This window comes from Lysinibacillus sp. FSL W7-1291 (assembly GCF_038593415.1).
Lineage (GTDB): Bacteria > Bacillota > Bacilli > Bacillales_A > Planococcaceae > Lysinibacillus > Lysinibacillus fusiformis_D.
Genome location: NZ_CP151994.1, coordinates 1,874,027 through 1,896,995 on the forward strand (window position 1 = coordinate 1,874,027; position 22,969 = coordinate 1,896,995).

Consider the following 22,969-nt stretch of genomic DNA (forward strand, 5'->3'; position numbering starts at 1 on the left):
GAGTCCTAATCAAACAGGGCTCTTCCTTTTGCTAATGGATCAAACGAATGAATCTCTGCATAGGGTCTGATGTCAGTATCATTTTTGTGCCTATATGGATTGAACCATATACCCTTGATCTTTGCATGCTGACAGCCGCCGATATCCTTTTCTAAGTCATCTCCAACGAATAATGCATCTTCTGGTTGCACTTGAAGCTTGTTTAAGGCAAGTTCAAAAATGCGCTTGTCAAGCTTGCTGTAGCCCACTTCCTCAGAAATAATGAGGAGATTGAAACAGCTAGTTAAATGAGTGTGCATGATTTTTGCTTTTTGTCTCTGAGCCGACCCGTTTGTGATAATGCCAACTTGTACATGCTTTTTGATAGAATGGATAATATTCAACGTATTTTGATTGATAGAAAAACAACAAGGAAACTGTCGATTCCAAAAGTCTTCGATTCAGTAATGTATCGTCTAAATCAAATAGCATCGCTTTCAACTAGCTGTGAATTTGTAAAAATTTATTAAAAATCATTTCAGCTTCGTAGATTTCTGAAAGTGAAATAGTTTTTTGAAGTTGCTATAAAGATTGTGAAGAAAGATATTGAAACGAACCAAAGCAGATTTGCTGAATAAGGTTACACAAAAGTTTTTAAACTTTCCCTCTAAAATTTTCAAGATATTGTTAGGCAGTAAATAAATGTCTCAAGTTGTAACCTCCAAAATATAATATTGTAAAAAATATGGAATAATGGTATATTCAAATAGTAATGGGTTTTTTATGCAGATAAGAGGTGAATATATTTCCTTTATAATGAGGAAAATTCCATTACATTAAGATATTTAATTTACTATTTTCTCAAAAGTTTTATCCTTTACTCATTCTAGAGATTGAAAATTTACCGAGTTATAGTTGAATTAAGTGGAAAAACTACTAGTTGGAGGGAGAAGTTAAGATGAAAAAAAATAGCAAAGTAATAGCGGGAGTACTTTCCTTGGGTCTTTTAACAACTGGCGTGTTAAACGTACAAGCTCTAACAGAGCCCCGTAACATCAATGCGTCTGTTCCTGGTTTAAATCAATCATCAGCTGATGGATATCAACAGAAATCTATCTCAGATAAGGATGGATATTTATTTATTGATTCTATCTCTAACGAGAGTAAACTAGATGCAAGAGCAGAGACGGCAAAACTTACAAATACGGGTCCTTGGGTACGTTTATCTCATGTTAATAAGGGCTATCTATTAGAAAATTCAATTAAAAAAGATAAATATATACAAGCAAGATTCAGTTCTGATGTAACATCATTTTTACCTATCACCGTTACTGGAACATTCCAAGGTAACTAATTCACGGATTTTGTCAACCTGTTTAAACAGATTTAAAGACCATGAGGATTTTAAATCCACATGGTCTTTGTTAATAAGTAAACTTTATTTTTTATTTTACTCCTTTCATTAATTACTATTTAATCTATCTTTTTTAGAGTTGATACTATTAATTAGGGAAACTAGAATTTTGTAAAGTTACCGTTATTTTAGATGTTTGTTATTTTAAGTCGAAGAATAGGAGAGAGAGATGTTAAAACAACAAATAGGGGTTGAATTTAAGCAAATACTTACGTTTAATAGAGTTCTAACTTGGTTTCTTATTATTATTTTACCCGTATGGATACAATATTTAATAATCCATGAAGGCTATTCCTTCACTGACAATATTGATCTCTATGGGCGTTTGCTCAATGGTATTGGAGCAATGATTTTTCCAATTTTAGTATTATTCGTTTTTGCAGATACAATCATTCATGAGAGAAATAATAATTATTTAACATATACCAAAATAAGAATAGATTTTAATATCTATTTGAACGCTAAAATCATAGTAAATGCACTTCTTTCATTTGGGGTTTCATTTTTGTATGCGTTTTTACCATTCCTCTTTGCTCAATATATAAACCCCCAATTTGCATTCATCACTAATATTGGAGATAGTGGGAATATGCCTGGTACGGTAACATTCGATCAACTCTTAGTTTACGGACCTTTTATGTATGGATTTATATACTCCCTCTGGGTAGGTATCAATGGAGTTTTATATGCTACTTTACCTTTAATTTTATGCTTGATCTTAGATAATTCCTTTGTTGCTTTATCGATACCATTTGTATGGTATCAAGCAATGAGCTTTGTTTCTGCTGTGTTAGGTATTTCGAAGTTTGCACCATTATATACAGTTTTTCCGTACTCTATAATGCAACAAGACTTATGGACTGTATTTGTACCATTTATGTTTTTATTAATAATTGTGATTGTGAGTTATGTATATCTTAAGAGAAGGAATTCGACAGAATGGTTATTTTGAGAAGTCTTATCAATGAGTTGCTGCAGTTAAGGTGGAATGTGTTGGGTTTCGTTATTTTTATTTATTGTTTTGGAATAAGAAGAACAATTATTGAAAGTTATGCACCTGTTAATGCTTGGGATCTACTAATAATATTATTAAGTGATGTTAACTTAATTATTTATTTCGTTTTACCATTCCTCTTATATTTCTATGTAACTTTTTTAGTAAAAGGCTTTGAATATCATATATTGATCAGATTAGGCTCATATAAAAAGTGGGTACTCATGGCTTCTAAGAAAATTTTATTGTATTTAGCTTTGACGATTATAGTTTGGCTATTAGTTGCATTCATCATGAGTATAGGGCTTCCCTTTGCAAGTGAATGGAGTTCTGGAAGTAAATTATTCGAACCTACTGCCATTATGAGACAGTATTTTGATCTCCCTCTTCTTGCTCTTTTATATCAAATAGTTATGTTCGTTATTACTACATTTATTATTTTAATGTCGGTTACTACTATATATGTCTTTCTTCAGTCATGGAGATGGATAAGCTTTGTTGTTACGGTTCTATATATATTTTCTTTTGTATCCTGGAAACTTTTCCCTGAGTATTTAGCGAAATTGTCTTTATCAAACTATGTTGTTATGTTCCAAACATTAAATCTTTGGAATAACACATTAACTATCCCTTTAATAGCAATTGTTTCTCTTGGATTAATCTATTTAGCCGTGCAATTTAAAGATGGAAAACAAATAGTCAGCTTTACTTCTTTTCAGACGGGCATAGTAGTATACCTTTTTGTATTAGTATTAGGAACTTACTTTATGGCAGATACCCGAAGTAATACTGTAATTGATCTATTTCTCCTTAATTTTTTCGGTACATCATCTGAGGGTTATACTTTTTTGTCGTATTTGTATTACATAGTAATTTTCTTCGGCTTTTTATATTTGGCACAAATCTATTTAGCAAGTGAGTTTTCTGAGTTGAGCTACTACAAAATTATTCGCTACAACTCTATGTTTAAATGGATGGGCGAATGGTTGCGTAATATTTTATTAATGGCAATATTGTATTTGTTTTTTATATTTATATTGACTTTAACAGTGGCATATTTTAAGGGCATTGAATTTTCCTTTCGAGTGACAGTAGTGGAAGATATGAAATTTACTTCTTTGCTATATCACTTTTTTATCAATGGCTTTCTACAAATAAGCATTTACATTCTGCTGTCGATTACATTACAAATAGTTTCAAAGAGCAGTTCAACCAATTTGGTTACTATAGGCATCTTTATCGCATTATTATTCCCTGGTTATAAATACATTCCAGTGGGTTTAAATGGGTACAGCCATTTGATATATGGCACATCACCAATGATCGTATCATTGTATTTGATCCTTATAGTATTAGTTGAAGGGGTATGTATATTTTATTTACTTAACAAAAAATATATATTTGAGGGAGTATGACTATATATGAGCCTTATTGAAGTAAGAAATGTCAAAAAGTCCTATAAGGGCTTAACTATATTTCAAGATATAGATTTAACTATTGAAAAGGGGAAAATATATGGAATTGTAGGTCCTAACGGTTCTGGGAAATCTGTATTATTTAAGTTGATTTGTGGATTTGTTAGACCCGATCATGGTGAAATAGTAATCAGGGGAGAATATTTACATAAGGATATAACTTTTCCTAAGAACTTTGGAGTCATAATTGATAGGCCAGGATATTTAGGAAATAAAACGGGTTTTGGAAATCTAAAATCTCTGGCTATGATACAGAATAAAATTGATGATGAGCAAATCATTAAAACAATGGAATTAGTTGGACTTCAGCCCACAGCTGAACAGAAAGTACGGAAGTATTCACTAGGCATGAAGCAAAAGCTAGCTTTAGCACAAGCATTTATGGAAAATCAAGAAGTATTAATATTAGATGAACCATTTAATGCTTTAGATTTTGAAAGTGTAGAAAACTTACGTAGCCTCTTACTTAATTATAAAAAGGAAGGGAAAACAATTATTATGACCAGTCATAATCAAGAGGATATCGATCTTCTTTGTGATGAAGTTTATAGAATAAATAAATTTAAGTTAGAGAAGTTATAAAAGTAATATTATTAACAATTTAACTCAGAAGCTATAATTAGAAGGATCAACTTCTAAAAGCTATAAGTGAATAGAGGATCTTTCTCAAATAGCAATTGATTATAAGTGTCCAAAACATGATGAAGATTTTTACAGACTATGGTATTTTAATAAATTGAAGAAGCATTAGAAGCTCATTTAATTGATTAAATATTCTTATAAAAATTCCATACTTAGTTAGAAAGATTAACTCCATTTTGATCATTTTTTTCAAAATGGAGTTTTTGCATTTGCTGATAAATAAAGGATGAAGGGAATTTTTAAATCAAAAGCAATACTAGCTCCATATCCTTTCTTATTACTCATTAAGAGTGCTTCGCTTATGCTTTTCAGTAATAATTTTCTTATTGAGGATTTGCACCTTATCTACCATAAGCAAGCGCATATCTTCCACAATATACTTTGCTAGCTCTTCGTCCGATATATCATCTCCATTAAGATCAAGACGGAATTCCTGCCCTTGTATGCCACCTCCATTTGTAAACTCAATTTCAAAGTCAAAGACAACTCTTTTCTCCATTCATATACCACCTTATCTCTTAGAATGCTATCAATATATTCTGTTTTTCACATGCGAATACCTTCTTTCGAGAAGCAGCGTTTTGAAAAGAAGTGTTTCTGCATGCACAAATGAGCCCCGTTCATTCAATCAAATATTCATTCATATTGCAAAAGAATAAAGGAATGGAAGGCTTTTTAAAAGGACAGACCTAAAGAAAAAGTTTTTTCCTTTTTCTTGTATTTGCCACTTGAAAATTAAAAAGTCATAGTGTACTATTTGACTAGTACACTATGACATGAGGTGTTGAGGTTGAAAAGTTTTGCAGGGCTTTTAAAAAAAGAATGGGTACTTTACCGATCATGGTTTCTAGTGGGGATATTTATTGGTCTCATGTTATCTTGGATCGTTCCCTATGTATTACATCAATATGTTGATCTCTTTGCGCATGAGAATCAACTAGCATTTGCCTTTACGATGCTCGTCCTTGCTCTAGGCGGATTTTATTCTGTCTTACAATTTTTAGCGACGTTGCGTTTGGATATTAAAGCAAAGGAGAGCTGGTTACATTCAACAAGCTCTATCACGAAGCTTATCGGTGCAAAGTTGGTTTGCTCGTTAATAGGCTATGTCCTCTTCAATACACTTTTTACGAGTATAGCCATCTACAATATTAAAGATGAACTGATTGTAAGTACTGGACAAATTTTATTGACTTTGGTATTAGTTGTTATTGTGTTAATGATTTTCCAATTAATGCTATTTATCCTTCTTTTATTCTTTTTAGCTTTTTATTTGCAGTTGAAGCGCGTAATAGGACGTTTTTCGATTGTGCTGACAATGGCTGCATTTTATTTAACGACAGCTGGTTGGGTGCGAATGACGGAAAGTGAGCTGTACCAAACGATCTTCCTCCGTGGAGAAGTTTCGCTTCGCCATATCGAACAGTACTTACCAAAAGGGAAAGAGATGACAATGGAATGGATGCTAGGCTCGTTTTATGTTGTCGAAGAAGTGGCAATGACATTATTCATGCTACTGCTCTTTTTAGCAGCATCCAAATGGCTTGAAAAGGTGGTATTACGATGACAATGGATTTTTCACGTGATAAACCGATTTATAGCCAGCTTGTCGATCGAATTTGTGGGGACATATTGAAGGGAAAGTTACGGCTGGGAGATCGACTGCCGTCCGTTCGAGAATATGCAGTTGAAACAGGTGTGAATGTCAATACGGTGCAACGTGTCTATAAGGAGTTAGAGGCGATGAAGATAACGGAAACCAAACGAGGTCAGGGTACATTTATTACAAGCAATGAGGAACGCATTGAATTATTACGAGAAGAAATGAAAAATCAGCTAGCTGAAAACTTTTTAACATCGATTGAGGCATTAGGCTTTTCAAAGGAAGAAATGCTTGATGTTTTGAAAAATAAAGCGTGAGGTGAAGGGTATGTTAGAGCTATCAAATGTGTCTTTTCAATATAAGAAACAGCCGATTTTACAGGATATATCCTTTTCCTTCCCGATTGGACAAATCATTGGGCTTGTAGGGGAAAATGGAAGTGGTAAATCTACGCTAATGAAAGTATTAGCGGGTTTATTACGACCTTCTGCCGGTAAAGTCACACTGAATGGCAAGCCTGTCACACGTAGAAGTGCGGACCAAATTGCTTATTTACCCGATACTGATTTGTTTTTTGAGTATTATACGGGCGAACAGCTATTCCAGTATTATGCCTCTCAATTTGAAGATTTTTCCTATGATAAGGCCTGTATCGTCGCACAATTTTTACAGGTGGATAAAAATACGAAGCTACGTCAATTATCAAAGGGTAATCGTGGTCGGATGAAAATGGCTGCTACGCTTGGTCGAGAGGTTCCTTTTTATGTCATGGATGAGCCATTTGCTGGGCTTGATCCCATTGTGAGAGAACAGCTGATTAAGGGCTTAATTCAATTTACAGATATCGAAAATCAAACGATTTTGCTATCAACACATGAATTATATGAGGTAGAACCTATTTTAGATCAAATTATTTTATTGCAGGCGGGGTCCATCACGGCTTATGAAGAAGTTGAAACCTTACGCGATGTGGCGAATAAGGACGCAGTCGAGTGGATGAAGGGATTTTATCGTCTTTGAGTACAAGATACCGACCTCTCAAAGTGAAGAAAGGATCGTCAGTAAGCATTTTTAGCAGTGTTGCTTCAATAGCATCCACTGATTGAGGATATAGTCGCTGGCAGATGTCATAGATTTTGATCGTGGAAGAAGTACCATCAAAATCTGGACGCCATTATGCCAAGGCGAAATGGATAAGAAAGGGTGAAAAAATATGACAGAACCAATTGTACAATTGCAAAATTTATCGAAAACAATTCGAGGCAAGCAATTAATTCAACAGTTAAACATTGATTTATATCCAGGGCAGATTACAGGATTTTTAGGACCGAATGGAGCGGGGAAAACAACAACCATACGAATGATGACCGGGCTGATGCATCCAACAGAGGGCAATGTCATTATTGATGGACTTTCCCTACAAGAGCATTATGAGGAAGCCATTAGTAAGGTTGGCGTAATTGTCGAAAATCCAGAGATGTATAAATTTATGTCAGGCTATAAAAATTTACTCCATTTTGCACGTATGCATAAAAATGTGACGAAAGAACGAATTCAAGAGGTCGTTCAACAGGTGGGTCTTGAAAACCGTATACATGAAAAGGTTTCTACGTATTCACTAGGGATGCGCCAACGACTAGGATTAGCGCAGGCGCTGCTACATCGACCGAAGTTTTTAATTTTAGATGAACCAACAAATGGCTTAGACCCTGCTGGTATTCGTGAGTTCCGTATGTACCTGCGCAGGATTGCTTCGGAAGATGGCGTATCCGTTTTTGTATCGAGTCATTTATTATCTGAAATTGAGTTAATGTGTGATCGCGTGGCAGTGATTCAAAATGGGCAACTCATTGACCTCCGTGATATTCATAATGAAAGCTCATCCTTTTATTATGTGGAGGCACAGCCAAAAGAACAGCTGTCTGCTCATTTTGAACAGCATGATTACCATTTCGTTGCTGAAAATGATGGCTATGTAGTGGAAATGAAGAAAGAGGATGTTCCAGCATTGACGACTCAATTAGTGCAAGCGGGTATGCAACTATTTGCTGTACAGCCACATCAAAAAACATTAGAGGATCAATTCTTAGAAATGACTGGAGGCGGACAAATTGCTGAAGCTAATTCAAAATGAGTGGATGAAATTATGGCATAAAAAGGGAACCTGGGCAATGGTGGCGATGCTCATTCTTGTTATTCTTGTTCCTGGTGCTATCATGAAATATTATGAAGTAAAATCAACAGATGAAGGCTCCTGGCAGGAGCTGGAGCAGCAAGCAATCCAAGCGAACAAGGAGATGCTTGCAAGTGATGATTTAATGGAGGAAGATAAGGCCCGTTATGAAGAGCAAATCGCTATTTCTGAATATCGTTTAGCCAATGATGCGCCTAGTCAAAAGGATAATAGTCTTGCGAGCTTTATGTCCTTTACAAGTGGTATGCTCACACTTGTTACGTTATTTACGGTTATTACAGCGGCTAGTATTGTGTCGAGCGAATTTTCAACGGGTACGATTAAAATGCTGTTAACACGTCCGATGTCTCGTGCGAAAGTGTTAACGTCCAAACTACTGTCAACCTTCCTATTTGGTTTATTCTTATATGCTGTGAATGTGGTGGTAAGCGCTCTTGTGGGCTTGATCTTGTTTGGTATGGGAACAGGTGTCGAATTAGAAATCGTCAATGGTCAAGTAGTTGAAAAGGCTGTATGGGGGGATTTAGCGTATCATTATCTACTTTCTAGTGGTGATTTTGTTATGTCTACATTATTTGCCTTTTTAGTAGGTTCGGTGTTCCGTTCAAGCTCATTAGCGATTGGTTTAACGATGTTCCTCTCCTTTACAGGTGGCATGATTGTTATGTTCTTGAGTAGATACGACATTGTCAAATACATTTGGCTCACGCATTCAGATTTAACACAGTATGAACATGGTGGTGGCTCCATGATTGCGGATGTTACGATGCCTTTCTCTTTAACTGTGCTTGCTGTTTATGCATTCTTGTTCCTTGTGATTAGTTATACAACCTTTATGAAACGTGATATAACTGCATAATCTAAAATAAGAACTGTGCCCTAATTGAATTAGGGTGCGGTTTTTTTATTGGGCAACACGAAATATTAAAAAAGTATTTATTTTTTTTTGAATTGCGCCTATAATAATAGCAACTTAGTGAAAACGCTTTTTTTTTACTAAAGTGGTCTAGACAACTATACCAAAGGGGGATAAATAATGTTTGCTTTCTTACAAAAAATCGGTAAGTCTCTCATGTTTCCAATCGCTACATTACCAGCAGCAGCATTACTATTGCGTTTAGGTTCAGGGGATATGCTTGGAGCCGTACCGAATGAAGCAATCCAGTACATTGCTAGTATTATGGCCGCTTCGGGCAATGCTATACTTGGCAATTTACCAATCATTTTTGCGATTGGGATTGCGATGGGATTTGCACATGATAGCAGTGGGGGCGCAGCACTTGCAGGTGCAATTGCTCATCTTGTATTAGTGGCCGTTTTAGGAACTGTTAATGAAGAATTAAATATGGGTGTGTTTGGTGGTATTATTGCCGGTATTACGGCAGGCTTATTATATAACAAATATTATAATGTGAAATTTCCAGAATGGTTATCATTCTTTGGCGGACGGCGCTTTGTACCGATTATTACGTCCATTACCATGGCGATTTTAGCTAGTATTTTAGCGATTGTGTGGGCACCAATTCAAGGTGGTATTGATTCTGTCGGCAATTGGATGATTGGCGCAGGATCACTTGGTGTTGGAATGTATGGTTTCTTCAACCGTCTATTAATTCCAGTTGGTTTACACCATGTCATTAACACGGTCATTTGGTTTGATTTTGGTGAATTTACGAATGCTGCGGGCGAAGTGGTGAAAGGGGACATCCACCGTTTCTTAGCGGGAGACCCATCAGCTGGACATTTCCAAGCTGGTTTCTTCCCAATCATGATGTTTGGTTTACCAGCAGCATGTTTGGCGATGTACTTTGCAGCGAAAAAAGAAAAACGTCCTGTTGTTGGTGGGATGTTCTTTTCCATCGCTTTGACAGCTTTTTTAACAGGTGTTACAGAACCGATTGAGTTTTCATTTATGTTCTTATCACCAGTTCTATATGGTATTCATGCTGTACTAACAGGTATAGCACTCGCTGTGGCCTATATCGTTGGATTCCGTGATGGCTTTGGATTCTCGGCAGGTTTAATTGACTATTTATTAAACTTAGGTCTAGCAGATAAACCATTGCTCTTACTGCCTTTAGGCTTAGGCTTTGGTGCGATTTACTTTGTTGTATTCTATTTCTTAATCAAAAAATTAGACTTAAAAACACCTGGACGTGAAGACGACGAGGAAGAGGATGGAGAAGCAAATGCTGCCATTTCTGACGATGTTGATTTACGTGCCTACTATACAATTGAAGCATTAGGTGGAAAAGAGAACATTCAGCAAGTGGATTACTGTACAACTCGCTTACGACTGTCTGTACAGGATGCCAATGTTGTAGATGAAAAAACATTGAAGCAAACAGGTGCACGAGGGGTAATGCGCATTAGTAAAACGAATGTTCAAGTGATTATTGGTACATCTGTTGAGTTTTTAGCAGAGGCTATCAAAGATCGTTTGAAAAAAGGCAATCCAGCACCTACAAATACACAAGTGCCAACAGCACAGCCTGTAGTGCAAGAAGCAGTCAAAAATGAAACAACGAACTTCCATGATTTTGAAATGCCCATGACAGGTGATTTATTGCCATTATCAGAAGTGCCAGATGAGGCATTTTCGGCAGGGTTGATGGGTCCTGGGTTTGGTATTCGTCCAATGGATGGCACAGTTTATGCACCGTTTGATGGGGAAGTGGTGATGATTTTCCCAACGAAGCATGCGATTGGCTTGAAATCAGATGCAGGTCTGGAAGTATTAATTCATGTTGGTTTAGATACAGTCAAACTTGATGGTAAAGGCTTTGACCTGTTCGTCACGGATGGTCAAAAAATTCAGCGTGGAGATATGCTTTTAAAGGCTGATATCAATCAGATTAAAGACCAAGTACCTTCTGTGATCACACCAGTTGTTTTCACAAGTTTAATGGGTCAAGAGATTACACTCGGAAAATCTGGCTATCAACGAGCGGGCTCTACCAATATTATTGCAATGAAAAAGTAACAACAAATAGGGCTGTTTGCAAAAGCTACACATAGGCAATAGGAAATTGCAAATGGACACCTTTTCAACAGCCCTTGTTCAAGAAGAGGAGATGTTTTTCTTGAGTTTAATAATTCGGAACATCACAGTGGTCAACGCAAATGGTCGAGATGAGCAAGTGGATGTGTGGATGAAGGATGGCAAAATTGCACAAATTGCTACACAGCTCAATGTCAATCATGTGGAACAGCTAGATGGTTCAGGGAAATTTTTATTGCCTGGATTTATTGATATGCATATTCATGGGTCCGCTCAAATGGATACAATGGATGCCTCAGATGAGGGACTTCATATAATGGCACAATCGTTACTCAAAGAAGGTACGACAAGCTTTTTAGCAACAACTATGACACAAAGCTATGACAAAATTGAGCGGGCCATTGCCAATGTGGCACAGTTCCAGCCACAGTCAGATGAGGCGGAAATATTGGGGCTTCATATTGAAGGACCATTTGTTTCAAAAGAGCGGGCGGGAGCACAACCTCTTGACTATATTGTCCCGCTTGATATGGCTATATGGACAAAATGGCAGGAATTAAGTGGCCATAAAATTAAGCAAATTACGCTAGCACCAGAGGAAACGAATGGCATGGCAGCAGTGCAAAGCATTTCTGCAAGCGGTGTCATCGTATCGATTGGTCATTCAGATGCAACATTTGAGCAAATGCAAGAAGCGGTTCAATTAGGTGCTTCACAGGGGACACATTTATACAATCAAATGCGTCCATTCCATCATCGTGACCCAGGTGTCGTTGGTGGCGTCTTGTTGCTAGATGCCATCAAGGCTGAGCTCATTGTTGATTTTATTCATATGCATGAAGGGGCAGTGGAAATGGCCTATCGGTTAAAGGGAGCAGACGGTCTTATATTAATTACTGATGCGATGCGCGCAAAGGGTATGCCATATGGAGCGTATGATTTAGGCGGCCAAATGGTTCATGTGACTGAAGCGGGCGCTCATTTATCAAACGGTGCTTTAGCGGGTAGTATTTTAAAAATGGATCAAGCTATACGAAATATGCGTCATATTACGAAATGTACAATGGAGGAGCTTGTGAAAATGTCAAGCTTCAATGCTGCTCAGCAATTAAAATTAAACAATAAAGGGCAGCTTGTGCAAGGCTATGATGCAGATGCTGTGATTATGGATGAACATTTAAAGCTTCATCAAACAATTAAGGCAGGCAAGGTCTTATATGATGCCATGCAATAGGCGATGACCGTTAACGTCAGAAGGCATGCAAACATCTAGCATGGAACGATCGAAATGAAAAGGTGATAGAACATGAATACCTATTTTCAACAAGTCAATCGATATTTAACAATGGTGGCACAGCAGGAAAGTGAACAAATTAGACATGTTGCCCAGCAAAGTGTTGAACGTCTCACAAAGGGAGGCATTATCCAGCTGTTCGGCTCTGGTCATTCCATGTTATTAGCACAGGAATGTTATTACAGAGCGGGTGGCTTAGTGCCTGTTAAACCGATACACATTGAATCGTTAATGCTGCATCAGGGTGCACGGCAATCCTCGCAAAATGAAAAAAAACAGGCATTTTTAGCCTCATACAAGGATCAGCTACAGTTTGATGACCACGATGTTTGTATCATCATTTCGACATCTGCCAATAATCCAGCGCCAATTGATATGGCTATCTACGCTAAGGAAGCGGGTGCTTTCACCATATCCCTGCAATCACTGGAGTATCAGCAACAGCCATCACGACATCCATCAGGTAAGCGTTTAGAGCATGTGGTCGATGAAGTATTGAATACGCATGTTCCATTAGGGGATGGTGTGTTAACTGTTAATCAGTTGCAATATGCACCTGTGTCCACCGTCTTAGGTGCGACATTATTAAATGCTTTATTCGCACAAATTATTGAGCTAATGCATGAACAGGGTGCAAATATACCAGTGTTTGGTAGCAATAATCTAGGTAAAAATAATAACGATGCGCTCATTGATCAATATGGTCAGCGTATTCATTTTTAAGGCACGAATGAAGGAGGATGAACGGTGAGATTAAAAAGATTTTCCTCAATTGATGATTTATATGCACAAGCCGTGACAACAATCGTTGAAGCTAAAAATAATGGGGCGACAACTTTTGGATTGGCTACTGGTGGAACAATGGAACCGTTATATGCTAAAATCTGCAAAACAGATCTCGATTTTTCACATTGCATTAGCTTTAATTTAGATGAATATGTGGGGCTTGAGGCAACTCACGAGCAAAGCTATGCCTATTATATGAACAAACATTTATTTCAGCAAAAACCATTTCGAGCATCCTATTTGCCAAATGGTCTAGCAGCAGATCCTTTAGTGGAGGTAGCTCGCTATGAAGCCTTACTGCAACAGTATCCCTTAGACTTCCAATTGCTTGGGATTGGTCAAAATGGTCATATCGGCTTTAATGAACCAGGCACGTCATTTGCTTCCTTGACGCATCTTGTCACATTGGAAGAATCTACTCGTCAAGCCAATGCTCGTTTCTTTTCATCCATTGATGAGGTGCCGACACAGGCATTCACGATGGGGATTCAATCAATTATGCGTGCAAAGTGCATTTTGTTAATCGCAGTGGGAGAAACTAAGCGTGAGGTTTTAGAGCGCATGCTGGCATCTGATTATACAGAAGATGTTCCAGCAAGTGTGTTGTCCAAACACCCAAACGTTATCATTTTGACAGACTTACAAGAAGAGGAGAATATATAATGAAAACACAACAATTTACAGTAGTCGATCCTTTAGGAATTCATGCACGTCCAGCAAGCCAACTTGTGGCAAAAGCAACACCATTTACTTCATCAATTGAAGTGCGTACAGAAGAAAAAGCAGCTAATTTAAAATCCATTTTAGGTGTGATGGGATTAGCCTTGAAGCAAGGCTCACAATTTACACTTGTTGTAGATGGGGAAGATGAAGAGCAAGCATTAACAGCTTTAACGACACTCATAACAGAAATGGGGCTTGCACAATGACACAACTCACTGGTATTGCCGCTTCAGACGGCATTGCCATTGCCAAAGCATATCGTTTTGTCCAACCAGATTTAACATTCACGAAAACAACGGTTCAAGATATCGAGGCTGAGCAACAACGTTTAGCAGCCGCTCTTGCCAAAGCAGAGCAAGAGCTGGTGGTCATTCAACAGCAAACATTGAAAAAATTTAGTGCTGAAGATGCTGCGATTTTTGAGGCGCATTTATTAGTGGTGAATGATCCAGAATTAATTGGGCCGATCAATCAAAAAATTGCAGATGAGGCGGTTAACGCAGAGTATGCCTTACATGAAGTATCGTCTATGTTTGTGGCATTATTTGAAGGTATGGACAACGAATACATGAGTGAGCGTGCATCCGATATTAAAGATGTGACAAACCGCATATTAGCACATTTGCTCGATGTACATATTCCAAATCCAAGCAGTATTAACGAACAGGTGATTATTGTTGCGAATGATTTGACCCCTTCAGAGACAGCCCAATTAGACCGTAATTATGTCCTTGGTTTTATTACGGATATCGGTGGTCGTACATCCCATTCAGCCATCATGGCACGCTCGTTAGAAATTCCAGCAGTCGTAGGGGCAGGGACGGCAACGACAACGATTCAAGATGGCGATTGGTTAATCGTCGATGGTTTATCTGGTCAAGTGCTTGTAAATCCAACAGCAGATGTCATTGCTAATTATCAAGAAAAGGCACAACATTATCGTACACAGCAGGCGGAGTGGTCTACATTAGTAAACGAACAAACTGTGTCCAAGGATGGCGTACATGTTGAACTAGCTGCGAATATTGGATCACCAAGTGATTTGGACGGTGTGCTGCGTCATGGTGCTGAAGGAATTGGCCTGTATCGTACAGAGTTTTTATATATGGGTCGAGAAAACTTGCCATCAGAGGACGAACAATTCACCGCATACAAAACAGTCATTGAAGGAATGAAGGGTAAGCCAGTAGTTATTCGAACACTGGATATCGGTGGTGACAAACACTTACCATATTTGCCATTGCAAGAAGAAATGAACCCATTTCTTGGTCATCGTGCTATTCGTCTATGCTTAGAGCAACAAGAGCTATTCCGTACACAATTACGCGCTTTATTACGGGCTTCTGTATATGGTAACTTAAAAATTATGTTCCCAATGATTGCGACCATCCAAGAATTTCGGGAAGCAAAAGCCATTTTGCTGGAAGAAAAAGAGAAGCTTGTAGCGGCATGTATTGCTGTAAGCTCAGACATGGAAATCGGAATGATGGTTGAAATTCCAGCCACAGCAGTAATGGCAGACATCTTTGCGAAAGAAGTGGATTTCTTCTCCATTGGTACCAATGATTTAATTCAATATACAATGGCTGCGGATCGTATGAATGAAAAGGTTTCTTATTTATATCAACCGTATAACCCAGCCATTTTACGCTTAATTCAAATGGTTATCGAAGCTGCCCATAAAGAACAAAAATGGGTAGGGATGTGTGGTGAAATGGCAGGCGATGAGTTTGCTGTTCCACTATTGCTAGGATTAGGCTTAGATGAATTCTCCATGAGTGCTACATCTATTTTAAAAACACGCTCCTTGCTGAAACAATTATCTGCCACAGAAATGCAAGCTTTAGCAGCACAAGCCCTCCAATTAGCAACAGCCGAGGAAGTGTTGGAAAAAGTAAAGCAGGCTGTGAAATAAGATAGACCAAAACCCATCTACCTATACACAATTATGGTAGATGGGTTTATGTTGTTAAAAAATAACATTAAAAACCATTATAGCAAGGCTAGGGGTCGATTTCCGTTCCACCAGCGTCCTTTCCAGTGAGCACGTAGAAGTTATATTGCACTCTAATCAACCATGCTACCAAAATAATCGAGAAAGGATTAGACATAACATCAATAAAATAAGTAGTTTTTTACCTTTCACAATATTTCTATTCTAAATAGAATTTAAATAAAAAGTAGCTGAAGATAAGCTTCAACTTCTTTTTTAGTGAATTATGCATGTTTTGAAATGATTTGCTGAAGCTTAGCTTGCAGTGTCGGTAAGTCATGCATCGTAATCGTTGTTCTGACATAGCGTTCATCCATATCTAATGCCTCTGCAAAAAAGCTACCAATGCCTCTTACCTTGCGATCAATTTGCATTAAAATTTCCGCTGAATGATTAGACTGGGAGAGGAAAACGATTTCCAGCTCATCTAAATGCCCTCTATATTGTCCAGTTGGTACAAATTCAAATTCCTGTACAAATGGATAGTAGCCACGGAAGCGGGAAGGGGCTTGTTCGCATTCAGCTTCCCGTAAACGGAAACCTAGGCCTTGAATTGTATCCAATATATGCCCTGCAAGCGTTGTTGGCTCCACACGAATATAATCCTTATCACTTGGATCGACAGCATTTTTAATATCGAGGCCCGTTTGAATCCAAACCTGTGTTTTACCAGCACTAATCGGTGTTTCAAATGGCAGTGTTATCGAAATAGGAAAGGCCTTTTCTTCACCAGCCGCCAGTGTGAAAGGCTCTGTTACTTTGACTTTTTGTAGAGCAGCAACCTCTGTATGTTTATGATCATTGGACTCGCGAATATAGGTCGTATTAACTGACAGATAAATAGCATCAACTTGTTGGTCAATTTGACCGCCACGCACGATGATTTCCCCCTGCATAACCTCTCCAGCGCGATAAGTATCCTTTGCCAATCTTGTATCCACTGTTGCTGCACCTATTCCAAAACTTGCTAATGCTTTATGAAAAAAAGACATCTTTCATTCCTCCTACTGACATGGTTAGCTATACATACGCTCGTGTTGAAAAAAGGTTTCAAGACTGGCAAATTTTTCGCTATACTAGTTGGAAAATGAAATTTTTAAATGCGTGTTGTTTTTGTAAGAATACTAAGGTAAGTAATGGTTTCTGCACCGATTATTCATATTTAGCTTTTATACTAAATGAATGTAGGTCTTCCTAATGATGAAAGATAGAGGGTGTTGAAATGTATAGTGTGATGTCCACCATTAGTCAGTTTATTAGTGAGCCAATTACGCAATTATTACATGGCTATGAGCATTCTGCATGGATGATGGCCGTTCTGCTTGGCTTGATAGGTGCACTTGCTCCATGTCAAATAACAGGGAATATGAGTGCCATTACGTTTTATGGCAGTCGAACGCTTCATAGGAGCAGTATTTTGCAGGAGATTATGTTTTTTATGATGGGCAAAGTGGTTGTTTTTAGTGGGCTTGGACTGCTAGCTTGGCTGTTGGGTCAATCGTTTGAAACGAAGATGACGCTATATTTTCCAATCTTTCGTCAGGCAATCGGACCAATGCTGCTATTAACAGGATTCGTGCTAATCGGTTTAGTAAAATTCACCTTTCTGCAACGCTTGTCATCGAAATTACCACCTATAGTAAAAGAAGGGAAATTGGGTGCCTTTTTGATGGGTGCTAGTTTTTCGATTGCCTTTTGTCCGACCATGTTTGTCTTGTTCTTTGTGTGGCTCATGCCCGTTGTAGCAAGCACTTCCTATGGCTTCATCCTACCAAGTATTTTTGGCGTGGCAACGGCTGTACCGCTTATAATCATGCTCCTCTTGCTATATGTTTTTAATGCCAAACGTCTTATTGTACGGACAAGCATGAAGATGGGGAGAAGTATGCAAATGATTGCTGGTTTATTATTACTATTAGTCGGCATGATAGACACGATTACATATTGGGGATTATAAGGATAAAGAGAACATAGCCGAGTGTTTTTGCTTGGAAACAATAAGGTAAATCGTCTGTGCCAAAGTGACATCTTACAATATACTCGATTTTTGCAGAGCTAGATTTTCGATTAAACATATACCCAATTTGGCAACGAAATTTAGTTTTTCACCATATCACGTCATCATCTTTGCGTATGCAGATGCTGGCAATATACCGATTAGTCTCTTCATGGTAATTACTAATACGATGGTTGAGTGAAAGGGAGATGAATGGTTATGGTATATCCTGCAAAAGTAAACAAGGTTCCGGTTATATTGAGCTTCTTAATGGTCTGGCTCATGGCGGCTATGGCACTGTGGCTCTTCGCAACATCTTTAATGGTCATGATTATGTCTGTGTGTTTTATTCTTTCAGCAAGCGTCGTCTGGTGGTACGCCACATCTATTCAGTTTGTTTTTGATGAAGAATATCTATTAGTGAAAAGTGGTCCATTTAAAAGTAAAATCCCGTACCAAGGCATCGCAAAGATTGCTCCTACAACTGCCGAATTTACGGGTTATCAGATTTCTACAGCTGATAAGGGATTAGAACTTTTCTATCAAACGCCAGCTCAAGGGAGTGTAAAGATGTTGCCACAGGATAAATGGGCATTTCTTAGTGAGCTAACAAAGCGATGTCCCCATGTACAGATTCCACAAGCCCAACATTTCAAGTAATGCTAGATAAGTTAAAAAAGGTAGCTGATGTGTTGATCAGCTACCTTTTGTTATTGATCAAGCTTTGTTAACGTTTTGCCGCTCCAACCAAAAATAATCGTTAGAATGGGACCTAGTAAGCAGAAGAAGGTGAAGGGTAGATAATCCAGTGTGGAGATACCGAGGACACTTGTGATGAAAATACCACAAACACTCCAAGGGACTAGCGGATTGACGACCGTACCAGCATCCTCCATGACACGAGAAAGGTTTTTCGGCGCAAGACCTACCTTGGCAAATTGCGCTTTAAAGGCTTCACCAGTTAACAGAATGGATAAATACTGCTCACCGATTAATGTATTGACACCAATGCCCGTAATCGCAGCACCTGTTATAACGGAGCCAGCACTTTTAAATAAGCTTTCAACTTTCCCTAAAATACTTTGAATAATGCCGAGTGTAAATAATAATCCACCCATTGTTAAAGCAAGTAAGACAAGCGCGATTGTAAAGAGCATACTATTCATGCCACCACGCGTTAGCAAGGCATCTACTTCCTCATTACCAGTTTGAGAGACATAGCCATCAAAGAGAATTTTGAAAACATCTGCAGCTGGTAACGGGTCAAGCATATAGGAAAGACCTACACCGATAATGGATACGACTGCCAAAGTAATGACAGCAGGTGCTTTATAAAAGGTCATGATTACAAGGACAACAATTGGCAATAATGTATACCAATGAATCAATCCTGTCGACAGTAGTCCTTCTTTAAATAGCTCCACGGTCTCAAACGATGTTGAAGCACCAGATGGCGATAAAATAGCGTACAGCACAAAGGAAATGATGAAAGCAGGAATAGTGGTCCAGCCCATATTTTTAATATGCTCAAAAAGATCTACCCCAACCGTACCTGAAGCAAGATTGGTTGTATCCGATAAAGGAGACATTTTATCACCAAAGAAGGCACCAGAAACAATCGCTCCAGCCGTGATCGTTAATGAAATGTCCATCGCACCAGCAATGCCCATAAATGCCACACCAACTGTTGCCACCGTTGTTAACGAGCTCCCAACAGAGATGCCGACGACGCTACATATAAGGAAAACAATCGCAAAGAAAAAGTTCGGTGAAACGGTTAAAAAACCATAGTAGATGAGCGTTGGGATCGTTCCACCCATAATCCAGCTCGAAATTAAAATACCAATGAAGAAGAAAATAAAAACGGCACCAAGTCCAGCACTAGCACCAGCAATCATACCGCCTTCCAGGTCACGAAAAGATACTTTCTTCCATAACCCATAAGCCAGCAAAATGGCAATCACTAAAAAAATCGGGATGTGGGGTGCTGCTTTTAAATAGCCAATACTATAAGCCATTGTGATAATAATTAACAGTATAATAAAGAATGCCTCTATAAATCGAGGGTTACTCTTTGCTTCTATTCGAAACATGTGAATCCTCCTAATACGAATAAATACTTCTGCGCTTCAATGCGGTGAAGCCCAAAAGTATTATAGCACGCTAATATTTTTTGTCAATTGACTGAAAACAGAAGGCCCACATGTTTTCATGCATTTATTGTATAAGCAACTCTAAGGACGAGCATAACAAGAAGGAATACGTTTGCGCGTACGATAAAATACAAAAAATAACAATGAAATTCCAGCATTTTCATGTAAATTTCGTTTACAATTCCTTAACATTTCACATCATAAACAAATAAGCGAAAAAAAGTTTATTTCAAGTATTTTTATAAAAATAACAGAAAAAACGGTTATATTTAAAGAAAAAACGGTGATTTTTAATATTTGATTTCCAACGTTTGCAACTTGAAAAACAGCTTAAAAATAAATGTGGCAAAATTTATATTACATTTTTGTAAAATCAACATCTGCATGTTTAAAATTTTGTTGAATTGTGTAAATGTTTTGTTATGATGATTCAGAAATCGACAATATTTATTTCACAGGAGGAACAGGATGTTCAACTCAAATAAGCAAGATCCATTTTTTCAGTCATTATTAAAAATCGCAAAAAACGTGAATGAAGGTATTTATTATGCACATAATGCCCGCATTCAAGATATAGATGCGTTAAAAGAAATTGCCGATACAATGAAGCAATATGAAACAAGTGGCGATAAACTAATTCATGAACTTATTGTGATGCTAAATAAATCTTTTATGACGCCTATCGAGCGTGAGGATATTTTAGCATTAGCGAATAAGCTAGATGATGTGATTGACGGAATGGAGGGCTGTATTGCTCACTTCAATATGTACAACTTAACGGAAGTGACTGAGCCAATGCGCCAATTCCTCACATATATTGCAAAAAGCACAGATGAAATGGTACAAGCCATGGAACTGTTAAATAGTAAAAAGCTTGTAGAAATGCGTAAACATGCTATTCAAATTAAAGATAATGAACGTGAATGTGATGAAATTTTCCGTTCTTCCATGAAACAGTTATTTATCCAAGAAAAAGATCCAATGCGTCTGATTGTTTTCAAGGATATTTATGAGCAATTTGAAGATATTGCCGATAGCTGTCAAACAGTAGCTAATACAATTGAAACAATAATTATGCGTAATGCGTAAGATGGAGTGTACGAAATGGATACGATATTATTAATCACCATACTAGTCGTTATTTTCGCACTTGTGTTCGATTTTATTAACGGCTTCCATGATACAGCAAATGCCATTGCCACTTCTGTATCAACCCGTGCCTTAAAGCCACGTACTGCGGTTTACATGGCAGCGGTAATGAACTTCGTCGGAGCCATTACCTTCGTTGGGGTAGCGAAAGCATTAACAAAGGATATTGTGGACCCGTTTACTTTAAATGCCTATGACGGCGATATTACAGGTTCTGTAGTGATTTTAGCAGCTTTATTATCTGCCATCACATGGAACTTGTTAACATGGTACTTTGGGATTCCATCCAGTTCTTCTCATACATTAATTGGTTCTGTTGCAGGCGCAGCCATTGCCGCTGCAGGATTTGATATTTTGAACTATGCTGGGTTTATTAAAATTCTTCAAGCACTTATTTTTTCACCATTGCTAGCATTCGCAGCTGGTTTCCTAATGATGACAATATTGAAGATTATCTTCAAAGATATGAATTTATATCGCACAAATAAAGGCTTCCGTACCATGCAAATTGGGACAGCTGCCTTACAGTCTTTTACACACGGAACAAATGATGCTCAAAAAGCGATGGGGATTATTACACTAGCTCTAATCGCGGGCGGCCTACACCATGGGGACGATATCCCATTCTGGGTACGTTTTGCAGCAGCAACAGCGATGGGTCTTGGTACATCGGTAGGTGGCTATAAAATCATCAAAACAGTTGGTGGTAAGATTATGAAAATCCGCCCAGTAAATGGAGTAGCGGCAGATTTAGCTTCTGCTTCTATCATCTTTGGTGCGACGTTGATCCACTTACCAGTATCTACAACACATGTTATTTCTTCATCCATCATGGGTGTAGGAACAGCGCACCGCGTCAAAGGCGTTAAATGGGGCATGGCACGCAAAATCGTCACAACTTGGGTCATCACAATGCCAATCTCAGCCGTTATGGCAGCCTTGATTTACTATTTTTTAAGTTTATTTTTCTAGTACGATAAGAGGAATGCACAGCAATTGTGCATTCTTTTTTTATTTGCGTAGATAAGTGAAGGATAGCGAGAGCAAGAAACAGGATAAAGGAGAGGAAGAGGATAGGAAGAGCAAAGTGGAGGATAGAACGAGAAAAGCGGTGGATACAACGTTTAAAGTGGGGGATAGCGAGAGAAGAAAGCAGGATAGAGGAGAGGAGGTGGATAGGAAGAGTAAAGTGGAGGATAGAACGAGGAAAGTAGTGGAAAGAACGCTTAAAGTGGAGGATAGCGAGAGAAGAAAGCAGGATAGAGAAGAGGAAGTGGATAGGAAGAGCAAAGTGGAGGATAGAACGAGAAAAGCGGAGGATAGAACGCTTAAAGTGGAGGATAGCGAAAGAAGAAAGCAGGATAGAGGAGAGGAAGTGGATAGCAAGAGCAAAGTGGAGGATAAAACGAGAAAAGCGGAGGATAGAACGCTCAAAGTAGAGGATAGCCTGAACATAGCGGTGGATACAACGCGCAAAGTAAAGGTTACACCTAGTAGAATGCTGGGAACATTCCTACTTGTGCGAGGAGCGGATTCCCTCTAAGGTTAATTATAAAGAAAGTATAAACTTCGG

At 38.1% G+C, this 22,969-nt stretch carries 23 protein-coding genes and 1 pseudogene; 20 read left to right on the top strand and 4 right to left on the bottom strand.

Annotated elements, in window-relative coordinates; all coding sequences use genetic code 11:
- Window positions 1–5 precede the first annotated feature (5 nt).
- Window positions 6–440 (bottom strand): annotated as a pseudogene (locus NST76_RS08950) (HAD-IA family hydrolase); the annotation flags it as partial.
- Window positions 441–937: 497 nt separating this feature from the next.
- Here NST76_RS08950 and NST76_RS08955 point away from each other — a divergent pair.
- The 4 genes from NST76_RS08955 (at window position 938) to NST76_RS08970 (ending at window position 4,444) form a co-directional block, all read left to right on the top strand.
- Window positions 938–1,333 (top strand): hypothetical protein, encoded by a 396-nt coding sequence (locus tag NST76_RS08955; RefSeq protein WP_051891561.1) that lies wholly within the window; start codon window positions 938–940, stop codon window positions 1,331–1,333.
- 229 nt (window positions 1,334–1,562) lie between these two features.
- Complete coding sequence (locus NST76_RS08960) at window positions 1,563–2,345, top strand: hypothetical protein (RefSeq protein WP_036117185.1); 783 nt, start codon at window positions 1,563–1,565, stop codon at window positions 2,343–2,345.
- Window positions 2,346–2,386: 41 nt separating this feature from the next.
- A complete protein-coding gene (locus NST76_RS08965) occupies window positions 2,387–3,802 on the top strand; it encodes a hypothetical protein (RefSeq protein ID WP_155273167.1) in 1,416 nt (471 codons plus the stop codon).
- Window positions 3,803–3,808: 6 nt separating this feature from the next.
- The gene (locus NST76_RS08970) at window positions 3,809–4,444 is read left to right on the top strand and encodes an ATP-binding cassette domain-containing protein (protein ID WP_058843737.1); all 636 of its coding nucleotides are present in this window, start codon (window positions 3,809–3,811) and stop codon (window positions 4,442–4,444) included.
- Between the two features lie 337 nt (window positions 4,445–4,781).
- Here the strand turns inward: NST76_RS08970 and NST76_RS08975 are convergent, their stop codons facing one another.
- Complete coding sequence (locus tag NST76_RS08975; RefSeq protein ID WP_036117191.1) at window positions 4,782–5,003, bottom strand: hypothetical protein; 222 nt, start codon at window positions 5,001–5,003, stop codon at window positions 4,782–4,784.
- A gap of 282 nt (window positions 5,004–5,285) precedes the next feature.
- Here NST76_RS08975 and NST76_RS08980 point away from each other — a divergent pair, with 282 nt between their 5' ends.
- The 11 genes from NST76_RS08980 (at window position 5,286) to ptsP (ending at window position 16,020) form a co-directional block, all read left to right on the top strand.
- Window positions 5,286–6,071, top strand: coding sequence for a hypothetical protein (locus NST76_RS08980; RefSeq protein WP_244504810.1), 786 nt, complete (start codon window positions 5,286–5,288; stop codon window positions 6,069–6,071).
- Window positions 6,068–6,424 (top strand): GntR family transcriptional regulator, encoded by a 357-nt coding sequence (locus NST76_RS08985; RefSeq protein ID WP_036117195.1) that lies wholly within the window; start codon window positions 6,068–6,070, stop codon window positions 6,422–6,424. Before NST76_RS08980 ends, NST76_RS08985 begins: the two co-directional genes overlap by 4 nt.
- 10 nt (window positions 6,425–6,434) lie before the next feature.
- Entirely contained in the window at window positions 6,435–7,127 is a 693-nt protein-coding gene (locus tag NST76_RS08990; protein ID WP_036117197.1) for an ABC transporter ATP-binding protein, read from the top strand.
- Window positions 7,128–7,320: 193 nt separating this feature from the next.
- Window positions 7,321–8,241, top strand: a complete 921-nt coding sequence (locus NST76_RS08995; RefSeq protein ID WP_342535542.1) for an ABC transporter ATP-binding protein — start codon at window positions 7,321–7,323, stop codon at window positions 8,239–8,241.
- Window positions 8,219–9,160: an ABC transporter permease gene (locus NST76_RS09000; protein ID WP_342545031.1), complete on the top strand. Its 942-nt coding sequence runs from the start codon at window positions 8,219–8,221 to the stop codon at window positions 9,158–9,160. The genes NST76_RS08995 and NST76_RS09000 overlap by 23 nt, the downstream gene beginning before the upstream one ends.
- Window positions 9,161–9,337: 177 nt before the next feature.
- On the top strand, window positions 9,338–11,284 hold the full coding sequence (gene nagE, locus NST76_RS09005; RefSeq protein WP_342545033.1) for an N-acetylglucosamine-specific PTS transporter subunit IIBC: 1,947 nt from the start codon (window positions 9,338–9,340) through the stop codon (window positions 11,282–11,284).
- A gap of 100 nt (window positions 11,285–11,384) precedes the next feature.
- Window positions 11,385–12,536: an N-acetylglucosamine-6-phosphate deacetylase gene (gene nagA / locus NST76_RS09010; RefSeq protein ID WP_342545035.1), complete on the top strand. Its 1,152-nt coding sequence runs from the start codon at window positions 11,385–11,387 to the stop codon at window positions 12,534–12,536.
- Between the two features lie 72 nt (window positions 12,537–12,608).
- Window positions 12,609–13,319, top strand: a complete 711-nt coding sequence (locus tag NST76_RS09015) for an SIS domain-containing protein (protein ID WP_342545036.1) — start codon at window positions 12,609–12,611, stop codon at window positions 13,317–13,319.
- 24 nt (window positions 13,320–13,343) lie between these two features.
- Window positions 13,344–14,045: a glucosamine-6-phosphate deaminase gene (locus NST76_RS09020; RefSeq protein WP_089932438.1), complete on the top strand. Its 702-nt coding sequence runs from the start codon at window positions 13,344–13,346 to the stop codon at window positions 14,043–14,045.
- Window positions 14,045–14,311 (top strand): HPr family phosphocarrier protein, encoded by a 267-nt coding sequence (locus NST76_RS09025; protein WP_036117208.1) that lies wholly within the window; start codon window positions 14,045–14,047, stop codon window positions 14,309–14,311. Before NST76_RS09020 ends, NST76_RS09025 begins: the two co-directional genes overlap by 1 nt.
- A complete protein-coding gene (gene ptsP / locus NST76_RS09030) occupies window positions 14,308–16,020 on the top strand; it encodes a phosphoenolpyruvate--protein phosphotransferase (protein ID WP_342545038.1) in 1,713 nt (570 codons plus the stop codon). Before NST76_RS09025 ends, ptsP begins: the two co-directional genes overlap by 4 nt.
- A 302-nt stretch (window positions 16,021–16,322) precedes the next feature.
- On the opposite strand, the gene NST76_RS09035 is transcribed toward ptsP, so the two are convergent.
- Window positions 16,323–17,090, bottom strand: a complete 768-nt coding sequence (locus NST76_RS09035) for a sporulation protein (RefSeq protein WP_036117212.1) — start codon at window positions 17,088–17,090, stop codon at window positions 16,323–16,325.
- Between the two features lie 230 nt (window positions 17,091–17,320).
- Between NST76_RS09035 and NST76_RS09040 the strand changes: the two genes are divergently transcribed.
- Both NST76_RS09040 and NST76_RS09045 read left to right on the top strand, forming a co-directional pair.
- On the top strand, window positions 17,321–18,055 hold the full coding sequence (locus NST76_RS09040; protein WP_036117214.1) for a sulfite exporter TauE/SafE family protein: 735 nt from the start codon (window positions 17,321–17,323) through the stop codon (window positions 18,053–18,055).
- 258 nt (window positions 18,056–18,313) lie between these two features.
- Complete coding sequence (locus tag NST76_RS09045; protein ID WP_342545039.1) at window positions 18,314–18,754, top strand: PH domain-containing protein; 441 nt, start codon at window positions 18,314–18,316, stop codon at window positions 18,752–18,754.
- Window positions 18,755–18,804: 50 nt separating this feature from the next.
- Here NST76_RS09045 and nhaC read toward each other — a convergent pair whose 3' ends face one another.
- The gene (gene nhaC, locus NST76_RS09050) at window positions 18,805–20,187 is read right to left on the bottom strand and encodes a Na+/H+ antiporter NhaC (RefSeq protein ID WP_058843728.1); all 1,383 of its coding nucleotides are present in this window, start codon (window positions 20,185–20,187) and stop codon (window positions 18,805–18,807) included.
- Window positions 20,188–20,715: 528 nt separating this feature from the next.
- Between nhaC and NST76_RS09055 the strand changes: the two genes are divergently transcribed.
- The 3 genes from NST76_RS09055 (at window position 20,716) to NST76_RS09065 (ending at window position 22,939) form a co-directional block, all read left to right on the top strand.
- Window positions 20,716–21,336 (top strand): DUF47 family protein, encoded by a 621-nt coding sequence (locus tag NST76_RS09055; protein WP_004229078.1) that lies wholly within the window; start codon window positions 20,716–20,718, stop codon window positions 21,334–21,336.
- A 15-nt stretch (window positions 21,337–21,351) separates the two neighbouring features.
- Window positions 21,352–22,368, top strand: a complete 1,017-nt coding sequence (locus NST76_RS09060; protein ID WP_058843727.1) for an inorganic phosphate transporter — start codon at window positions 21,352–21,354, stop codon at window positions 22,366–22,368.
- 115 nt (window positions 22,369–22,483) lie between these two features.
- A complete protein-coding gene (locus NST76_RS09065; protein WP_342545041.1) occupies window positions 22,484–22,939 on the top strand; it encodes a hypothetical protein in 456 nt (151 codons plus the stop codon).
- Window positions 22,940–22,969: the final 30 nt, after the last annotated feature.

Coding starts and splice junctions, on each gene's coding strand:
- NST76_RS09060 (WP_058843727.1), top strand. CDS start 21,352: ATGGATACGATATTATTAATCACCATACTAGTCGTTATTTTCGCACTT.
- NST76_RS08995 (WP_342535542.1), top strand. CDS start 7,321: ATGACAGAACCAATTGTACAATTGCAAAATTTATCGAAAACAATTCGA.
- NST76_RS09025 (WP_036117208.1), top strand. CDS start 14,045: ATGAAAACACAACAATTTACAGTAGTCGATCCTTTAGGAATTCATGCA.
- NST76_RS08955 (WP_051891561.1), top strand. CDS start 938: ATGAAAAAAAATAGCAAAGTAATAGCGGGAGTACTTTCCTTGGGTCTT.
- NST76_RS09015 (WP_342545036.1), top strand. CDS start 12,609: ATGAATACCTATTTTCAACAAGTCAATCGATATTTAACAATGGTGGCA.
- NST76_RS09055 (WP_004229078.1), top strand. CDS start 20,716: ATGTTCAACTCAAATAAGCAAGATCCATTTTTTCAGTCATTATTAAAA.
- NST76_RS09045 (WP_342545039.1), top strand. CDS start 18,314: ATGGTATATCCTGCAAAAGTAAACAAGGTTCCGGTTATATTGAGCTTC.
- NST76_RS08975 (WP_036117191.1), bottom strand. CDS start 5,003: ATGGAGAAAAGAGTTGTCTTTGACTTTGAAATTGAGTTTACAAATGGA.
- ptsP (WP_342545038.1), top strand. CDS start 14,308: ATGACACAACTCACTGGTATTGCCGCTTCAGACGGCATTGCCATTGCC.
- nagE (WP_342545033.1), top strand. CDS start 9,338: ATGTTTGCTTTCTTACAAAAAATCGGTAAGTCTCTCATGTTTCCAATC.
- NST76_RS08960 (WP_036117185.1), top strand. CDS start 1,563: ATGTTAAAACAACAAATAGGGGTTGAATTTAAGCAAATACTTACGTTT.
- NST76_RS09040 (WP_036117214.1), top strand. CDS start 17,321: ATGTATAGTGTGATGTCCACCATTAGTCAGTTTATTAGTGAGCCAATT.
- NST76_RS09035 (WP_036117212.1), bottom strand. CDS start 17,090: ATGTCTTTTTTTCATAAAGCATTAGCAAGTTTTGGAATAGGTGCAGCA.
- NST76_RS08990 (WP_036117197.1), top strand. CDS start 6,435: ATGTTAGAGCTATCAAATGTGTCTTTTCAATATAAGAAACAGCCGATT.
- NST76_RS08970 (WP_058843737.1), top strand. CDS start 3,809: ATGAGCCTTATTGAAGTAAGAAATGTCAAAAAGTCCTATAAGGGCTTA.
- nhaC (WP_058843728.1), bottom strand. CDS start 20,187: ATGTTTCGAATAGAAGCAAAGAGTAACCCTCGATTTATAGAGGCATTC.
- NST76_RS08985 (WP_036117195.1), top strand. CDS start 6,068: ATGACAATGGATTTTTCACGTGATAAACCGATTTATAGCCAGCTTGTC.